The sequence below is a fragment of the Acinetobacter sp. 797_lipA genome (assembly GCF_058243025.1).
In genome coordinates this window covers 1,543,314-1,560,527 of record NZ_JBZAYQ010000001.1, presented here as the reverse complement: position 1 = coordinate 1,560,527, position 17,214 = coordinate 1,543,314, and the positions used below count along the sequence as shown (strand labels likewise).

Below are 17,214 nucleotides of genomic sequence, written 5' to 3'. Positions count from 1 at the left end.
TACAAAACAATATTGTTGGATAAGATATAAAAAAGGATGCTGATATGAACCAATTTCAATTTCAAACTGTGCCGAATATTATTTCAGGCTTAGGCAGCATTCAGCAACTCAGAGGCATTTTAACAGCACGTCCTTATCAGCATCTGTTATTGGTTACAGATGCAGGCATGTTAAAGCATCAGCTCCATCTTCCCATCTTGGAAATTTTAGAAGATCTCTCTCTGACTTACAGTATTTACAGTGAGGTTGAAGCAGATCCAAGTGAGCAAATTGTTTTAAATGCGGTTGATTATGCCAAACAGCAAAAGGTAGATATCGTTATAGGCTTTGGTGGCGGCAGCTCTATGGATGTTGCAAAAATTATTGCCATCCTCAGCCATCCTGCACAGCAGCAACAGTTATCAGATCTTTATGGGGTAAATAATGCCCAAGCACCTCGCCTACCCTTAATTTTGGTCCCAACCACTGCAGGGACAGGCTCTGAGGTCACACCGATTTCGATTGTCACCACAGGTGAAACGACAAAGACTGGAATTGTAGCACCCGTTCTTTTTGCCGATGTGGCGATTTTGGATGCGACATTTACTGAAAACCTACCGCGTCATATTAGTGCTGCTACAGGCATTGATGCGATGGTACATGCGATTGAAGCTTATACCTCTAAAATCAAGAAAAACCCCTATGCCGACATGCTAGCGAAACAGGCTTTAAAACTGCTGAATCAGAACCTCAGCTTGGTGCTAGAAGATGGTCGAAATTTAGAAGCTCGACAAAATATGTTAGTCGGTTCAATGTTGGCAGGACAAGCCTTTGCCAATGCCCCTGTCGGTGCTGTTCATGCGCTTGCTTATCCATTGGGTGGACATTTTCACATTTCTCATGGACACAGTAATGCCTTAGTGCTGACAGAGGTTTTAAAGTTTAATCTTCCACTAGCTAAGCAACATTATGCAGAACTGATCTGCTGGCTCGACCCAAAAAGTACAGGCTGTACCGATGGTCTTTCTGATCTTTTTGTCGATCATATGCAAAACCATTTAGACCGCAGTGGTTTAACCTTAAAACTCAAAGCGTTGAATGTTTCTGAACATAGTCTAGACCAGCTTGCAACCGATGCTATGTTACAAACACGCCTACTACAAAACAACCCAAGAGAACTGGAGTGGCAACAGGCACGCGAGATTTATCAAGCCATTTACAGCTAAGCCATATAATTAACTTAGGCTATTTATAATACGATTTTAAGGATGATATCGATGAGACAAGCTGCAAAGACACGTGACCAATTTCATTATTTTCTACCGATTCAAACACGTTGGTCGGACAATGACCTCTATGGCCATGTCAACAACGTCACCTACTATAGTTATTTTGATACTGCCGCAAATGCCTTACTGATTGAAAAAGCAAATTTTGATATTCACCAATCCCCTATTATTGGTTTAGTGGTCGACTCAGCATGCAGTTTCTTACATGAGTTGTCTTATCCTGAGATTATTGATGTTGGTGTGACTATTGCCAAAATAGGGAACTCTTCACTCACTTACGAACTTGCCATTTTCAAATTTGGTCAAGAAACTGCTTCAGCTCAAGGACATTTTGTTCATGTCTTTGTAGACCGTGAAACACGAAAAAGCACCCCGATTCCCTCTGAAATGCGGAGTGCTTTGCGCCACTACTTAAGCCATGACATTACTTAAGTTGAATATTGTGTAATTCACCATCAAAAGTTTGTACAAGACCTTTGACCGTGTCTTCGTTTTGCAGTAACTCATGTGCACGTTGAAATGCTTTTTGCTTGCGCTGCGCCTGCATGGTGTACGGGGTAATCGTTTCAACTTCTGCATATTTCACATCAAAACGCGTCTGAGGCCATTCAGCTTTAAGCGCTTCTTCCAAGACATGACGTAATTGGGTGAGGAGTTGCTCATAACGCTGCGGAATCATAAACACAGACTCGGCATTAATTTGCCCAGCCATTAAACCTTGCTGAGCCAACTCTTGTACCGCGGGTGATAAGCCACTGCTTCTGAACCAGTACTCCCACTTCTCCACTGTCCACTCACCGACTAACTGCTGCGGTTGTAGTTGTAAAATATCTTGCGGCATTAAATCGGCTGATGCAGTTGAAACCTGTTCAGGTTGAACGGGCTCTACAATAGCAGCAACAGTTTGCAGGCTTTCATTTTCTACAACTTGGGTGTCCTGTACGCTATCAGCAGACAGCACTTCATTTGCTAAATCAGAAGACTCCGCTTGTACAGCAGGTTCAGCTATTACTGCGGCAGGTTCAACGGATGCGTCATTTTGAGTTTCTGTTTCTAGCGGTACAATTTCATCAAATAAGAAATCATCACTATTTGGCTCATCGTCATTGCTTTGCGCATTAAATTCGTCTGCTTCATCTAAATCAAACAACACTTCATCGCTTGAAGGATCGAATACGATTTGATCAGATTGCTGAGATACATCCACTGGTGGTTTATTATCTTCGTCGCTTTCTGAAAGATCTCCATCATCAAATTCAGGCTTAAACTCAGGTTCTGCATTCTGAGTTATTTCAGCGTCTTCAAATGTCACTTCAACATCTGCGTCTTGATGCAAAGCCGTTTCTGGATCAGAAGTCAGTATTGCCGTTTGTTGTACAGATTCGGATTCAACTACAGCGCTATTGGCCTGAGCCACCAGCACTTCATTCGGTTGTAATGGACGGAACGCCAACATGCGCAGCACTGACATTTCAAAGCCTTGCTCTTGGGTGACTGCTAGCTGTAATTCAGCACGCCCTTTACATGCAATTTGGTAATAAAGTTGTAAGTCTTGTGCAGCAATTTGCTGAGACAATTGCATGATTTTTTTATTAATTTCAGCACTATATTTGAGACTAAGTTCTGGCAAATATTGTAGTAATGCCAACTCATGTAAAGTCGAAATCAGCTGATCTAAAACTAAAGATACATCGAGTGCTTGCTGGCGGAATTGCATCAGCAACTCACTCACCCGTTGTTTTTGGTTTTGATGTATCGCAAGGATCAAATCATAAATAATGGTACGGTCGATTAAACCCAACATTTCTTTGACATCTTGGTGCTGAATAGCACCCTGACCGTAAGCAATCGCTTGATCTGTCAAAGAAAGTGCATCACGTAATGAGCCTTGGGCAGACTCTGCAATTTGCCAAATCGCATCTTGTTCGGCTTGGATGCTTTCTTTATTTAAAATATTCCCCAGATGCTCAGTTATTTCATCGACAGCCAACGGGCGTAATGTAAATTGCAAACAACGCGAGATCACGGTAATTGGGAGCTTTTGCGGATCTGTCGTTGCAAAAAGGAATTTGACATGTTCAGGCGGTTCTTCCAATGTTTTGAGTAAAGCATTAAAAGAATGCGTAGAGAGCATATGTACTTCATCGATCAAATAGACCTTAAAACGACCTTGTGTCGGCGCATAAGGAACATTGTCTAAAAGTTCTCGCGTATCTTCAACTTTAGTCCGTGATGCCGCATCGATTTCAATTAAATCAATAAAACGGCCTTCATTCACGGCGGTACAGGTTGGGCAAACTTCGCACGGCGTCGAAGTCACACCCGTTTCACAGTTCAAGCACTTCGCCAAAATACGGGCAATGGTGGTTTTTCCGACCCCACGCGTTCCTGTAAATAAATAAGCATGGTGCAAACGTCCGCGCTCCAAAGCACTGGTTAGTGCTCGAGAAACGTGGTTTTGCCCCACTAGCTCATTAAAATTGCGAGGACGATATTTCCGTGCAAGTACCTGATACATGTATGCTCCTTTTTATAGGCCTAAGCATACTGTTTTTTTGCCAAAGAGTGAATGAATTACTTCACTCCGTTCTCGCATTTCTAAGCTATAAACCTGATTTAGATCAATAATCCAAAAACCATTAGCTCCATTTTTATCCCACTCTCTATCTCAAGCTATTTATGTATTTAGATTATGGATTTGAAATAAAGTGAGAGCTTTGGAAAAGTAAAAAGGTGTAAATATTAAAATGAATTTCTAAAATACAGCTATTTAGGAAATTAAGCTGGTTTCACTAAAATAAAATCACTCTGCATTTGATATTTTTTTCCAGTCACATCTTCACGTATTTCTAAAACACGATCTTCTAAATCGATATAAAGCAAGTTTCGCGTTGTCATATTCACTAACTCTACCTTGTGCTGATCTTGAGCATTAAAACGAAGTGCTCCAGTCAAAGTTTCGATTTCGTTATGGCCACTCAAACTTTCTCGTTTTAGGGTATAAGTCATGTTTTCATGCAGCTCTAGTGCAACTGCCATACCCGGACAGTCTTCACAACGGGACAAACATCCCATACACGGCATTGTCCCCAGATAACTCCCAACCCACGCAGGAATAATCTGCTTTTGTTCTGCCACTTGAAGTTTAGACTGATCATGTTGCGTTTGATTCGCCTCGGAACAGCCTAACAATAGTCCTGTAGCAACCAGCGGGATAAGAATGGGAGCCTTCATGTCACAAATATTCAAAAATCTAAACCGCGACGAACATAACATATCTTAGACGCTGACTAAATCTCAGACTTGTCAAAACCAGCCTTTTTTGCCTGTTAAGACCGCATCTGCGCAGCGTAAACTTTCTTGGCTCAAAGCCCAAAGTCGATAATCCCCAGTTAAAGAACCTGTAGCAAAGTTATGTGTATAGGCAAAACTTAAGCCTCGCTCACTATCGCTCCAAGCCCCTGAACCATTAAAGCCCATATGACCAAAGCCCTGCTCTGCGGTTTTTCCTAAGGTTAATATACGGTGATACCCCAAGCGCCAATGCATAGGTATCGGCATCACGCGATCTCGATCGGTATATTGCACTCGACTCAATTCAGAAAATACATCTGGACGAATCAACTGCTGACCTTTCCAAATTCCTTTTTGAGATAGCATTGCATACACTTTGGCTAAACTATTGGCTGTAAATACACCATTTGCAGCAGGAATAATCGCCTGAATCGCATCATCATGATAAAAGCTGACCTTTTTCATGCCTTTGGGAATCATGCCATCCTGAAAATCTTGTGGATCTTGCCCTGACCACTGCATCGCTTTATCAAGCAATGAAACCTTACGTACCTTCGTTGGACTTTTTTGATTTGGTTGGATAGGTACAGGACGAGTAATAGGTCGTGCGATACGTTTTAATTCAGCACTGGGTGCACCAAAGTAAGCCCCATCTAGCTCAAGTGGCTCAACTAAATAGGTTTGGAAGAGTTCAGTTAAAGGTTTCCCCGTTGCTTTTTCCAAAGCACCACCGACTAGCCAACCAAATGACAAAGGTTGATAGGCGGCATCTTCACCAATTGCAAAGCGTGGTTGTGCCTTTTCAAATACGTCTAACATATGTGCCCAGTCCAACATCTCTGTTGCATCGGCAATGTTATTACGAATATCAAATAATCCACTTTGATGACTCAACACATGTCTTAGCGTGATCTTTCCTTTACCATTTTGGGCAAATTCAGGCCAATAATCCGCAATCGGTTGGTCGTAGCTTAGCACATCTCGACTGACTAAAATATGCGCCAAGGTTGCGAGCACGCCTTTGCCTGTCGAATAACACACCGACATGGTATTGGCCTGCCAAGGAGAATCTACCGCTGCTAAACCCGTATAGATATCGACAACTTTTTCACCTTGAGAATATAAAACACAAGCTGCACCGCCATATGCTGAACGAGCATCCTGCAAGCGGCTAAACAGATGGGCAACACTTTGAAAACGTGGGTCAACATAGCCTTGGTAATGGTTCGGATTCGCTTGTAAATATTGTTTTAAAATTTTCATTTACACATCCTTGTATTTTTAAGCTGGCATAAAAAAGCCCAGTGTAATCTAAACTGGGCTTTTTAAAATTATAGTGCTTTGACCTGTCCCGTCACATGCGGTTTTTGATTCTTACTATTTCGAATTAAGAAAGCGGTATTTACACCATCTGTAGCAGTCATAAAATCGACAGTTGACGGTAAATACATCGGCAGTTTAAACCAAACATCTGCTTCATAAGCATCAGGCAATGTGATCGAAGCCAACGCTCGCGCCTTACTCCACATGCCGTGCGCAATGGCTTGTTTGAAACCAAAGGCTTTTGCTGTCATCGCATGAATGTGAATGAGGTTGAAGTCACCCGATGTCATTGCATAACGACGACCTGTGTTTTCAGAGACTTCCCAGACTGCATTCGGCTGATAATCTGGAGTCGTTGCTTCAACTAATTTTGGTGCTGTTTTACCATCGGTCTTTTGACGTGCTAAATACGTGGTTAATGCTTCAACGACTACTTCATTTCCAACTTTCACTGTGGTAATAAAATCGAACTGAACACCTTTATCATGTGGCTCAAGCGCGCCATATTTACATGATAAAGTGAGGGTTTCATTGACACCAACTTTACGCATTTGTTTGACTTGATTGCGAATATGTACCAAACCTAGCACAGGAAATGGAAACGGCTCTTGCCCCATCATGTGCATTTGTAGGCTTTGCGATAATACGGCTAAATAAATCGCAGGAATATAACCATTATTTTTAAAGCCACATACTTGGTTATAGGCTTTCAAATGCTTTTGATCGACGTTAAAAGAATCCACCACATACTCAACCTGCGGTAAGACTTTTTCACCTTTTGGCTTTTTAAAGATCAAACCTTGAATGACTTTCGGATAAGCCATATATGGTTTTGGAAGTTGACTAAAATGGCGAGTCTTCATACTGAACCTTTGAGAAGTTTTTATTGCAATATTTTTTTGAAAGCTCCTTCTCCCTCAGGGAGAAGGTTGGGATGAGGGAAAATGCCATCCCATTTATAATATAAAGAGTTTATCTCCCCCTCTAAAGGAGAGATAAATTCAAGCTTTTAAATTAAGCACCCAACAAGCTTTGACCACAAACGCGTACCACGTTGCCGTTTAAACCTGTCGATGCTGTCGCTGCAAATAAAGCAATGGTTTCAGCAACATCTACAGGTAAACCACCTTGGCTCATCGAGTTCATACGGCGACCCGCTTCACGGATTGCAAATGGAATTGCAGCAGTCATTTGGGTTTCAATGAAACCTGGTGCAACCGCATTGATGGTAATGCCATTCGTCAAAGTTGGAGCTGTAAATTTAACTACACCAATGACACCTGCTTTCGACACAGCATAGTTGGTTTGACCTAAGTTACCTGCAATACCTGAAATCGATGATACACATACAATACGACCATTGGCATTTAAACCGTCGTTCGCAAGTAAATAATCATTTACACGTTCAATCGCAGACAAGTTAATATTAATCACCAAGTCCCAAAGCTCAGGCTTCATATTTGCCAAAGTTTTGTCACGAGTAATGCCTGCGTTATGCACGATAATGTCTAAACCACCTTGAGCAGCTGCCGCAGCTTTAATTTTCTCACCAGCATCATTTGCAGTGATATCAATCGCCAGTGTTGAACCACCAATCTCACCTGCAACACGGTCAAGATCTGCTTGTTGCTGTGGTACATCTAAACAAATCACATGCGCACCATCACGTGCCAAGACATGTGCAATCGCTTCACCAATACCACGGCTCGCACCTGTCACTACAGCAGTTTTACCTGCCAATGGTTTAGCCCAATCTACATCTACAACAGCAGCTTTAGAAACGCGAATCACTTGACCAGAAACATAAGCAGAACGTGGCGATGCTGCAAAACGTAAAGTTGACTCAAGATTTTCTTCTGCACCTGCATCCACATAAATCAAATGTGCTGCAATACCCTTTTTAAATTCTTTGCCAACAGACTTCACGAAGCCTTCAAGCGCGCGTTGTGCAATCGCTTTTTTCACACTACCCGCAGTTTCAGGGGTAGTGCCTACCACAATCACACGACCAGAAGCAGCCACTTGGCGTGCGATAGGATTAAAGAAGTTATATAACTCATTGAGTTGCTCTGATGACTCAATGCCTGATGCATCAAAAATAACAACTTTGAATTTAGACTCTTTGTCGCCTGCATTAAATGCACTTAAGTTTAAGCCCACTTTAGCCGCAGCTTGTTGTAACTGTGCATTGTTACCCGCATAGCTATTGGCATGGACATTGGCTAAAATTTGTGCAATTACACCAGACAATGAACTGTTTGTTGCTGCACCCAGTAAAACAGCACCTTTAATCACAGGCGTTGCTGACTCAAAACGGTCTAAAAAAGTTGGTGCAGGTAAACCCAAATTTTTAATGACAAATTTACCAATCGGAGATTTTGCAAAAGTTTGGTATTGATCAGTCATGTTTTTTATCTCTCATACAAATTAATTGTTGATGGATTCAAAGATATCCTTTTAACTTCAAAGTGATGTCTAGAGTCTTATATTTCAATAGTTCCATCGGTTTCTATAGAATCATACTTGAGTTATAGATGATATGTCTTGACCTGAAAGCCTGTTGCAATGTCATTCTAGTCAATTCAGCCCTTTTTATAATATGCTAATGTACACCCTAAGAATAGATTAACATGCTTGGAAAAGCCTTATGAGCAAAACAACTCAAGAAAATCCAGCAGTGGAAAATTCTGCTACGGAAACTGTGTCAAATACATCAAAAAGTACATCTCGTAGAACTAAAAGTACTGGCACAACAACCCAATCAGTAAATAACACGACTAAGCCGACTCGCACCCGTGCTGCGTCAACTCGTAGTAAAAGCCCCGCTTCTTCTACAAATGCTTTAAAACCAAAAACTCAAACTGCTGTTCAACAGGATCAAACCATGAGTCAAAACACTGTTCGCCGCGTGGCTATTATCGGTGGTAACCGTATTCCTTTCGCTCGCTCAAATGGCGCATATTTCACCGCTTCGAATACAGATATGTTCACAGCAGCGCTAAACGGTCTTGTTGAACGTTTTAACCTTCAAGGTCAACGTCTTGGTGAAGTGGTTGCTGGTGCTGTTCTTAAGCACAGCCGTGACTTTAACATGACCCGTGAATGTGTACTAAACACTGCACTTGCACCAGAAACACCTGCTTACGATATTCAGCAAGCATGTGGTACTGGCTTACAAGCTGCCTTCTTAGTTGCCAACAAAATCGCACTGGGCCAAATTGAAGTGGGTGTTGCTGGTGGTGTAGATACAACTTCTGATGCACCAATTGCGTTTGGTGATGGTTTACGTAAAGCATTGCTTGAACTCAACATTGCAAAAACGGGTAAAGACCGTTTAAAAGCTTTAACTAAAATCAACCTAAAAGACTTGATGGATGCGCCAAAAAATGGTGAGCCACGCACAGGTCTTTCTATGGGTGATCACCAAGCTATTACTGCGCTTGAATGGGGTATTGCACGTGAAGCACAAGACGAACTTGCTGCATCTTCACATCAAAAAATGGCTGCAGCTTACGAAGAAGGTTTCTTCGATGACCTAATCACACCATTCTTAGGTTTAGAGCGTGACAACAACTTACGTGCTGACTCTACTGTTGAAAAACTTGCTAAGCTCAAACCAGCTTTTGGTAAAGGCGATGCGCGTACCATGACTGCGGGTAACTCAACCCCACTTACGGATGGTGCATCTTGTGTGCTTTTAGCGTCAGAAGAATGGGCCAAAGCAAACGGTCACGAAGTACTTGCTTACTTAACCTTCCAAGAAACAGCTGCTGTTGATTTCGTTGAGAAAAAAGAAGGCTTATTGATGGCGCCTGCTTATGCAGTTCCACGTATGCTTGAGCGTGCTGGCATTACACTTCAAGACTTCGACTACTACGAAATTCATGAAGCATTTGCATCGCAAGTACTTTCTACTTTGAAAGCTTGGGAAGATCCAAAATTCTGTAAAGACCGTTTAGGTTTAGATGCTCCACTCGGTTCAATTGACCGCACTAAACTCAACGTAAAAGGTTCTTCACTTGCAGCAGGTCACCCATTTGCTGCTACGGGTGGTCGTATCATTGCTACTGCTGCGAAGTTGATTAACCAAAAAGGTTCAGGTCGCGTACTGGTTTCAATTTGTGCTGCAGGTGGTCAAGGTGTAACAGCGATTATTGAAAAATAATCTCGCCTTCGCCGTTAAAAAGCACCTCTTTTGAGGTGCTTTTTAACTGGTCAAAACCATCAATTTGCTCTATAGATAAAAAATAAAATAACCAAATACAAAACTATGCGAAATTCATCCTCATTGTTGGCTTATCTCAATACACCCATTCGCTATTATTATTTTTACCTCATTCCCTTAGGACTAGCACTCCTTATGGTCAGTTTTGATGTTCACTTTCAAGGTGTGTTTCCAAATACCATCGCATCCAACTTATCCAGTCCACATAAATTTCTCAATGACTTTTTTGCTATATGTACTTTCATATGTATTGTCGTTATTTTTATCAATTATTTTCGCGTACAGCTCAACAGACAACAAATCCAGCACATTAAACTACACTACGCAAAACTGAATACACAGCAACGTTCAATGTTTAGCCCGTTAGGCTTATTGTTTTTTATTTTTATGTTGCTCTTTTTCTGCTTAAGCTGGTTTTTGATCAGTGATGAAATCCCATACACAGATTCCAGTACAAAGAAAGGCGCAACCATGGTCTATCTAAAAGGCTTTGCTCATCCGTATATTAGCGCTGTAGTGAATAGCTTACACTATGCCCTCACGGTTCTTTTCGCCTTGATGATCCCTTATATTTTCAATGTTAGAAAATTCACATAAGAATCGCTGCATATTAAAAAAGCCACGACATTGCGTGGCTTATTTTTAATTTGAATATTGTGCTTCAGGTTGAATACCCAATTTAGCTTCCAGCATGTCATAACACCACTGGAAGATAAAGGTATAAACCAAAATACACATGGTTAAACTGAAGTCGAGTACGATGGCTTGCCAAATACTCATTTGCATTGCATATGCGACCATTGGGATGGTTGCAAGCATCAAACCACCTTCAAAACCAATCGCGTGAAGAACACGCACGCCGATGGTTCTTTTTAGCTTTCTTTTCGCTTCAAACTTTTCAAAAAAATGGTTAAACACCATATTCCATATGACCGAAGTGACAGCCATGGCAATACCGAGTACACCTGTGACTTCTAAAGGCATATGGAATATGAAACTTAAGGCAACAGCAATGATCACCAATAGGATGATTTCATAGCTGAGCGCATGAATAATCCTTCTTTTGGAAATCAACATTTTTAATTACTCTTTCATGATTGAATGTTGGCTATTTTATTTTTATAATACTGATTAATCGAGTTAGATTCTTTCAATAAAATTGAAAGATAGAAAATTATGAATATCAATCAAGAGCAACTGATTATTTTTAAAACTGTGATTGAGTCAGGCTCATTTTCAGCTGCTGCACGCAAGTTAGGGAAAGTACCATCGGCCGTGAGTATGTCAATTGCTAACTTGGAAATAGACTTAAACCTACAGCTCTTCTTACGCGAAGGACGTGAGCCTACAGCAACAGCACAAGCCATGACCTTGTACGAAAAGACCGAGCAACTACTGACTGAAATGAATCAATGGAAACAGCATGCCTATGCCCTAAGCCACGGTTTGGAGTCCTCGCTCAACATTGTAGTGGTATCTGAGCTTCTACATATGCAATGGATCGACTACATCGCAATATTAGAAGCCGAATTTCCCAGTCTACAAATCAATATTTTTTCTGCACCTCAAGAAGATGCTCAGAAAATGTTACTCAATGGTACAGCACAACTGGCACTGATGTTTGAACGTGAACAACTGGAAAGCAGCGAACAGTTTGTAGAATTAAAACTCGAAACTTTAGTTCCCGTTGCCAATAAGGACTTTACTCTGGCGAAATTTTCACAAGTCAGCTTTGAACAAATCCAACACAGTCGTCAAATCGTGGTTGCCAGTCGCGATAAAAGCATTAAGCCAGAGTTGCTGTATTCCAAACAGTATTGGCGGACAGACAACCATCACTCGGCTTGCGCCTTAATCATGCAAAATTTTGGCTGGGGTGTTTTGCCCTTAGAAATGTTGAATGAAAACCATCAGCTCAAAACTCAGCTCAAAATATTAGATCTGCTGGATTTCACCCCCAAGTTTGAATATTTTGTAGACTTGGTCTGGAGTCGTGAAAGTGAATTGGGTGCAGCTGCACGTTTTTTAATCCAATACATTAGAAATCAGCGTAAAAAAGTATAATAACTGCTGTTAAAACGTCCGAATCCACTTGGGTTAAAAGCAGTTTGTGTTATAAATAATTTACGGGTAATAACTTTAAGAACGAACGATCAATGACACAAACCGCATTAAACCAATTAAAAAGCTTAACCACCATTGTTGCCGACAGTAGCGATTTAGCGGCGATTAACCAATTTCGTCCGCTCGATGCAACCACCAATCCATCTCTAATTACAGCCGCTGCAAGTCAACCTGAAAATAAGGAATTAATTGAAGATGCTTTCGCTCAAGCCAAAGCTGAAGGCTTAGAAGATGACTTACTTATTGAACGCACAATCGACATTCTTACCGTCAAATTTGGTGTTGAAATTCTCAAGTTGATTGAAGGTCGTGTTTCCACAGAAGTGGATGCAGCGCTGTCTTATGATACCGATGCCACCATTGAAAAAGCCAAAGAGCTGCTGGCGCTATATAAAAACTACGGCGTAGATCAGGATCGTATTTTAATTAAAATTGCTTCGACATGGGCAGGCATTCAAGCAGCGAAAGTGCTGGAAGCTGAAGGCATCCATACCAACTTAACGCTTTTGTTTGGTGTGCATCAAGCACATGCTTGTGCGGAAGCGAATGTCACTTTAATCTCACCTTTTGTTGGACGTATTTTAGATTGGTACAAAAAGGCCGAAGGCGTGGAAAGCTATCCCGTTGAAAAAGACCCTGGCGTACTTTCTGTGAAGCAAATTTACCAGTTCTATAAAGCACATGGGGTTAAAACAGAAATTATGGGCGCAAGCTTCCGGAGCATTGACCAAGTGTTGGGACTAGCTGGCTGCGACCTACTCACTGTTGCACCTAATTTATTGGCTGCACTTGAGCAAGATACGCGTGAAGTCAAAGCACAACTGTCTGCAAGTGATGTTATGCCTGCGACAGCACCACTTGACCCACTCGGTGAAACTGAGTTTAGAGATCAAATTGAACATGACCTCATGGCAACGCAACTGCTACAAGGGGGGATTGATGGATTTATTAAAGCTCGTCAACAACTGAACACACTGTTACGTCAGTCTTTTGGTTTAGATGAAGAAATTTCAGCTTAACTTGATTTTTCTTCTTTTAAAAGCCGATTTTGTTATCATGCAACATCGGCTTTTTTATTGAGAATACGTTGTGTTTGGTATTATCGATATCGGTACTTATATCATCGGTACAACTCTAATTGTGATTTTGCCAGGCCCAAATTCTCTTTATGTGATGTCCATTGCCTCACGATTTGGTATTAAGACAGGTTACTGGGGTGCATTAGGTGTTTTCACAGGCGATTTGATCCTCATTCTATGTACCGTGCTGGGTGCAGCATCTCTTTTACATGCTTTTCCTTGGCTGTTTATTTTATTAAAAATTGTAGGTGCACTGTATCTATCATATTTAGGTATAAAACTCTTGATTGCAGGAATCAAAACCTGGAAGTCCAGCCCGCAACAGCTTGCAGCAAGTACAGACCAGAGCACATTACAAACCTTACATCCTTTTCGTTCAGCGCTGACCATTAGCCTTTTAAACCCAAAAGCCATTTTGTTTTATCTGTCTTTTTTTGTGCAGTTTGTCGACCCAAATTATGCCTACCCAGCACTGAGCTTTGCCTTACTTTCTATTATTCTACAAATCATCAGTATGGCCTATCTTAGTATCCTGATTTTTTCAGGTATTAAGCTGGCGAGCTATTTCAACCGACAGTTTAAAGTTGCCGCCGTTGCGGTGGCGACCGTCGGTCTGCTGTTTTGTGGCTTCGGCTTAAAACTGGCACTTTCCACACTGTAATTCTCGTGAATAATCTCATTATTTTCGATAAAAAATCCATAGTGTGCTGTTTTCTTTTTCAAGAACCAGCGTATGATCCTTGAACAATAGTAATTTTCACTCATTCAAATTATGTTTTGATCTTCATGCAAAAATTATTTCAAGATTTCTCAGTTCCAGCAGTATTCGCAGGTTTTATTACCTTTCTCATTGGCATTAGTGTGTCTTCAGTCTTGGTCATTCAATCCGCCCAAGTCTTAGGTGCAAATACCGCGCAAATCAACTCATGGTTCTGGGCTTTAGGTCTGGGTATTGGTTTGAGTGGCCTGCTTTTATCTTGGAAACTTAAATATCCTGTATCGACCTCATGGTCTACGGCAGCACTGGCCTTAATTATTGCGACAGGCAGTGGTTATAGTTTGCATGAAGCAATTGGTGCATTTTTGGTCTGTGGTTTAGTTACTGCCATTTTGGGCTTTTTCGGTATCTTTGAAAAAGTTCTGACGTATATCCCGCAAAGCCTAACCAGTGCCATGCTAGCTGGTGTGTTATTGAAGTTTGGTATTTCATTGTTCGCCAGTATGCAAGACCATTGGGGTTTTATTTTATCCATGCTGGCGGCTTATATTGTTTCTAAGCGACTTACTCCACGTTACTGCATTGTCATTACAGTGATTGCAGGCTTGTTACTCTGCCCGTTGTTCTTAGACTTCCATACGCCTCAAATCACATGGAGCCTAGCGCAACCTGTTTGGATGATGCCTGAATTTAGTATGTCTGCTATTTTAGGTTTAGCGCTGCCTTTGTTTGTGATCAATATGGCATCGCAGTACTTACCCGGTATTGCCATGATTAAAAGCTATGGCTATAACCCCCACGTCAATCAACTGATTGGTTGGACGGGTACCGCTCAAGCCTTACTTGCACCCTTTGGCTGTTATAGTGTCAATACCGCAGCAATTAGTGCAGCTGTTAGTTTAGATGAACAAGTTCACCCTGATCCATCAAAACGCTATATTGCGGGCATGAGCTGCGGTTTCTTCTACATCTTAATGGGACTATTCGCAGCCACCCTGACCAGCCTTTTGTTGTCTTTCCCTGCGATTTTTATTACAGCCTTGGCTGGTATTGCTTTGTTTGGCACGATTAGTCATAACATCGCGATTGCATTTGAAGCGGTATCAGACCGTGAGGCAGCCCTCATGACGTTCTTATTCAGCGCATCTGGGGTACAGTTCTTTGGCATTGGCTCTGCCTTTTGGGGACTACTCTTTGGTTTTGCAGTTATGCTGATATTTAAGTTTAAAGCCAAAAAAGTTTAAGCCCTCATATAAAAAAGCACCCATCGAGGGTGCTTTTTTATTTTTAAATATTGTCCCGTCCTGAAATAAGTTTACACCTTAAGAGACTTATTTTATGGAACATGCACGAGAACAACGAGTTAAACGTACACAACGTGATTATAGCTTGGCCTTTAAAATGATGGTGGTACATGAAGTAGAAAAAGGGCAAATTACTTATAAACAAGCTCAGGCAAAATATGGTATTCAAGGAAGATCAACTGTGCTGGTATGGTTACGCAAGCACGGACAACAAGATTGGACTTCGAATATGCCGACTTCTTCTAAACGTCAATTGACACCCCAACAACGAATCCGCCAATTAGAAAAACAGTTAGCCGCAGAAAAGCTCAAAACTGAATTTATACAGGATGTGATTTATCACATTGATAAAGAGTGTGGGACTGATCTTGGAAAAAAGTATACCGAGCACGTTTCAAAGATTGGCAAAGCCAAAGAAGACTAAGCGTTTCACGTTATTGTCAGTGGTTAGGAATCACTCGACAAGCTTATTATCAAGCAGAAAAACGTGCTCAAATGACTGCACAAATAACCGAACAAATACTCGAGTTGATTATGGAGTATCGCTGTCTCATGCCAAGTATCGGAACACGTAAGCTGTATTGGCTTATTAAAGGCAAATTGTTGCAGCGTGGTTTAAAGTGTGGACGGGATCAGTTATTTAAAATATTGAAAGAAAATAATTTATTGATTCACCCCAAGCGTCGCTATACAAAAACTACGGATAGCAAGCATTGGATGAAGAAGCATCCAAATTTATTAAAGGATTATTCAGCAGTGCAAGCCAACGAAGTCTTTGTTAGTGATATTACTTATGTTGAGAGTGCTGAAGGCGTACATTATTTATCATTGGTGACAGATGCTTATACCCGTCAGATTAAAGGTTATAAGTTATCGAATGATATGCGTGCGGAGAATGTTATGCAGGCTCTACATATGGCGATGCAGCATGTGACGGATCGAGCGACTAGGATGATTCATCATTCAGACAGAGGCTCTCAGTATTGCTCTGAGCTATATCAATCGGCATTGCGCCATTATGGGATATGTCCTTCCATGACAGATGGAGGAGACTGTTATCAAAATGCATTAGCAGAGCGGATTAATGGAATATTAAAGCAGGAGTTTTTAACTACACGATGTCAAACCATGAAGGAGTTAGATCACTTAATTACGGAATCTATCATGATTTATAATTACTATAGACCACATTTAAGTTTAAATATGAACACCCCGAATCAGATGTATGAACAAACTAAAACCGAGCTAATTGCTTAACTCGGTTTGAAGTGGATACTGTCAATCTATTTCAGGACAAGACATATTGCTAACTTGAAAAATTAATGCTGATAACTTCGTTGAATCAATTCTTGCTTAAGTTGCATGGTCTCAGACAAATTTTCCACCTCAGTAAATGCTGTGAGCCAAATGCCATCCGCAGCATAGCGCAAAATTTTAAGTTCCAAATCATTGTCTGTATCCTGATGTCGCGCTAAACGTTTATCAAGCCATTCTATCCAATACTCATTAAAGGTACGGTCCGTCAGCATAATCATCGAAATAGCTGACCAAGAATGCTCCAAGCCTAGCACCTGCTTTTCCAAAGTAATCTCGATATAGGCTCGGGTAAAGCAACCATAACGATCACGGTCTTGACTAATCAACTCATCAACTACACGATCTAATTGTTCAAGCTGTTCGACAACCATCGCTTCAAGTAGCTTTTGTTTGTTTGGAAAATGATGAAAAACACCACCCTTACTCACGCCAACCAAATCAGCCACTGCTTGTATGGAGACCCCAGTCACGCCTTTTTCAGCAGCCAAACAGATCGCATGTTGTAGAATACTTCGGCGAACCTGTTCTGGTGCCTTTTTACGTGGACTTGCTTGTTGCATCG

Annotated in this window: 16 protein-coding genes; 9 read left to right on the top strand and 7 right to left on the bottom strand. The window is 41.2% G+C overall.

Annotated features, from left to right (window positions below):
• Positions 1 to 44 precede the first annotated feature (44 nt).
• Together AC4CU2_RS07535 and AC4CU2_RS07530 are read left to right on the top strand one after the other, a co-directional pair.
• Entirely contained in the window at positions 45 to 1,205 is a 1,161-nt protein-coding gene (locus tag AC4CU2_RS07535) for an iron-containing alcohol dehydrogenase (RefSeq protein WP_490752902.1), read from the top strand.
• Between the two features lie 51 nt (positions 1,206 to 1,256).
• Positions 1,257 to 1,700, top strand: coding sequence for an acyl-CoA thioesterase (locus AC4CU2_RS07530; protein WP_419276278.1), 444 nt, complete (start codon positions 1,257 to 1,259; stop codon positions 1,698 to 1,700).
• Here the strand turns inward: AC4CU2_RS07530 and dnaX are convergent.
• From dnaX to AC4CU2_RS07505, 5 genes are all read right to left on the bottom strand, one after another.
• Entirely contained in the window at positions 1,693 to 3,786 is a 2,094-nt protein-coding gene (dnaX, locus tag AC4CU2_RS07525; RefSeq protein WP_490768556.1) for a DNA polymerase III subunit gamma/tau, read from the bottom strand. The two genes, AC4CU2_RS07530 and dnaX, sit on opposite strands and share 8 nt — an antisense overlap.
• 260 nt (positions 3,787 to 4,046) lie before the next feature.
• Positions 4,047 to 4,502 (bottom strand): copper resistance protein NlpE N-terminal domain-containing protein, encoded by a 456-nt coding sequence (locus tag AC4CU2_RS07520; RefSeq protein WP_490768555.1) that lies wholly within the window; start codon positions 4,500 to 4,502, stop codon positions 4,047 to 4,049.
• Between the two features lie 72 nt (positions 4,503 to 4,574).
• Positions 4,575 to 5,825 carry a serine hydrolase domain-containing protein gene (locus AC4CU2_RS07515; protein WP_490768554.1) on the bottom strand — a complete coding sequence of 417 codons (1,251 nt, stop codon included), beginning with the start codon at positions 5,823 to 5,825 and terminating at the stop codon, positions 4,575 to 4,577.
• A gap of 68 nt (positions 5,826 to 5,893) precedes the next feature.
• The gene (locus AC4CU2_RS07510) at positions 5,894 to 6,748 is read right to left on the bottom strand and encodes a MaoC family dehydratase (protein WP_490768553.1); all 855 of its coding nucleotides are present in this window, start codon (positions 6,746 to 6,748) and stop codon (positions 5,894 to 5,896) included.
• Positions 6,749 to 6,899: 151 nt separating this feature from the next.
• On the bottom strand, positions 6,900 to 8,291 hold the full coding sequence (locus AC4CU2_RS07505) for a 3-oxoacyl-ACP reductase (RefSeq protein ID WP_489773782.1): 1,392 nt from the start codon (positions 8,289 to 8,291) through the stop codon (positions 6,900 to 6,902).
• 241 nt (positions 8,292 to 8,532) lie between these two features.
• Between AC4CU2_RS07505 and AC4CU2_RS07500 the strand changes: the two genes are divergently transcribed.
• Positions 8,533 to 10,050: an acetyl-CoA C-acetyltransferase gene (locus tag AC4CU2_RS07500; protein ID WP_490768552.1), complete on the top strand. Its 1,518-nt coding sequence runs from the start codon at positions 8,533 to 8,535 to the stop codon at positions 10,048 to 10,050.
• 105 nt (positions 10,051 to 10,155) lie between these two features.
• Positions 10,156 to 10,707, top strand: coding sequence for a hypothetical protein (locus AC4CU2_RS07495; RefSeq protein WP_110973961.1), 552 nt, complete (start codon positions 10,156 to 10,158; stop codon positions 10,705 to 10,707).
• A 45-nt stretch (positions 10,708 to 10,752) separates the two neighbouring features.
• Here AC4CU2_RS07495 and aceI read toward each other — a convergent pair whose 3' ends face one another.
• Positions 10,753 to 11,187 (bottom strand): chlorhexidine efflux PACE transporter AceI, encoded by a 435-nt coding sequence (gene aceI / locus AC4CU2_RS07490; protein WP_062032662.1) that lies wholly within the window; start codon positions 11,185 to 11,187, stop codon positions 10,753 to 10,755.
• A 99-nt stretch (positions 11,188 to 11,286) separates the two neighbouring features.
• Between aceI and aceR the strand changes: the two genes are divergently transcribed.
• From aceR to AC4CU2_RS07465, 5 genes are all read left to right on the top strand, one after another.
• Positions 11,287 to 12,174, top strand: a complete 888-nt coding sequence (gene aceR / locus AC4CU2_RS07485) for an HTH-type transcriptional regulator AceR (protein ID WP_490768551.1) — start codon at positions 11,287 to 11,289, stop codon at positions 12,172 to 12,174.
• A 92-nt stretch (positions 12,175 to 12,266) separates the two neighbouring features.
• Positions 12,267 to 13,253 carry a transaldolase gene (gene tal, locus AC4CU2_RS07480; RefSeq protein ID WP_058951893.1) on the top strand — a complete coding sequence of 329 codons (987 nt, stop codon included), beginning with the start codon at positions 12,267 to 12,269 and terminating at the stop codon, positions 13,251 to 13,253.
• 70 nt (positions 13,254 to 13,323) lie between these two features.
• Positions 13,324 to 13,974 carry a leucine efflux protein LeuE gene (gene leuE / locus AC4CU2_RS07475; protein WP_234963865.1) on the top strand — a complete coding sequence of 217 codons (651 nt, stop codon included), beginning with the start codon at positions 13,324 to 13,326 and terminating at the stop codon, positions 13,972 to 13,974.
• A gap of 125 nt (positions 13,975 to 14,099) precedes the next feature.
• Positions 14,100 to 15,275, top strand: a complete 1,176-nt coding sequence (locus tag AC4CU2_RS07470; protein ID WP_183173112.1) for a benzoate/H(+) symporter BenE family transporter — start codon at positions 14,100 to 14,102, stop codon at positions 15,273 to 15,275.
• Positions 15,276 to 15,369: 94 nt separating this feature from the next.
• Positions 15,370 to 16,592, top strand: a protein-coding gene (locus AC4CU2_RS07465) for an IS3 family transposase (RefSeq protein WP_395475001.1) whose coding sequence is annotated in 2 segments (ribosomal slippage) — positions 15,370 to 15,706 and positions 15,706 to 16,592 — 1,224 coding nt in all. Because the reading frame shifts where the segments join, the coding sequence is not laid out codon by codon here.
• A gap of 62 nt (positions 16,593 to 16,654) precedes the next feature.
• On the opposite strand, the gene AC4CU2_RS07460 is transcribed toward AC4CU2_RS07465, so the two are convergent.
• Positions 16,655 to 17,212, bottom strand: coding sequence for a TetR/AcrR family transcriptional regulator (locus tag AC4CU2_RS07460; protein ID WP_114837629.1), 558 nt, complete (start codon positions 17,210 to 17,212; stop codon positions 16,655 to 16,657).
• Positions 17,213 to 17,214 lie beyond the last annotated feature (2 nt).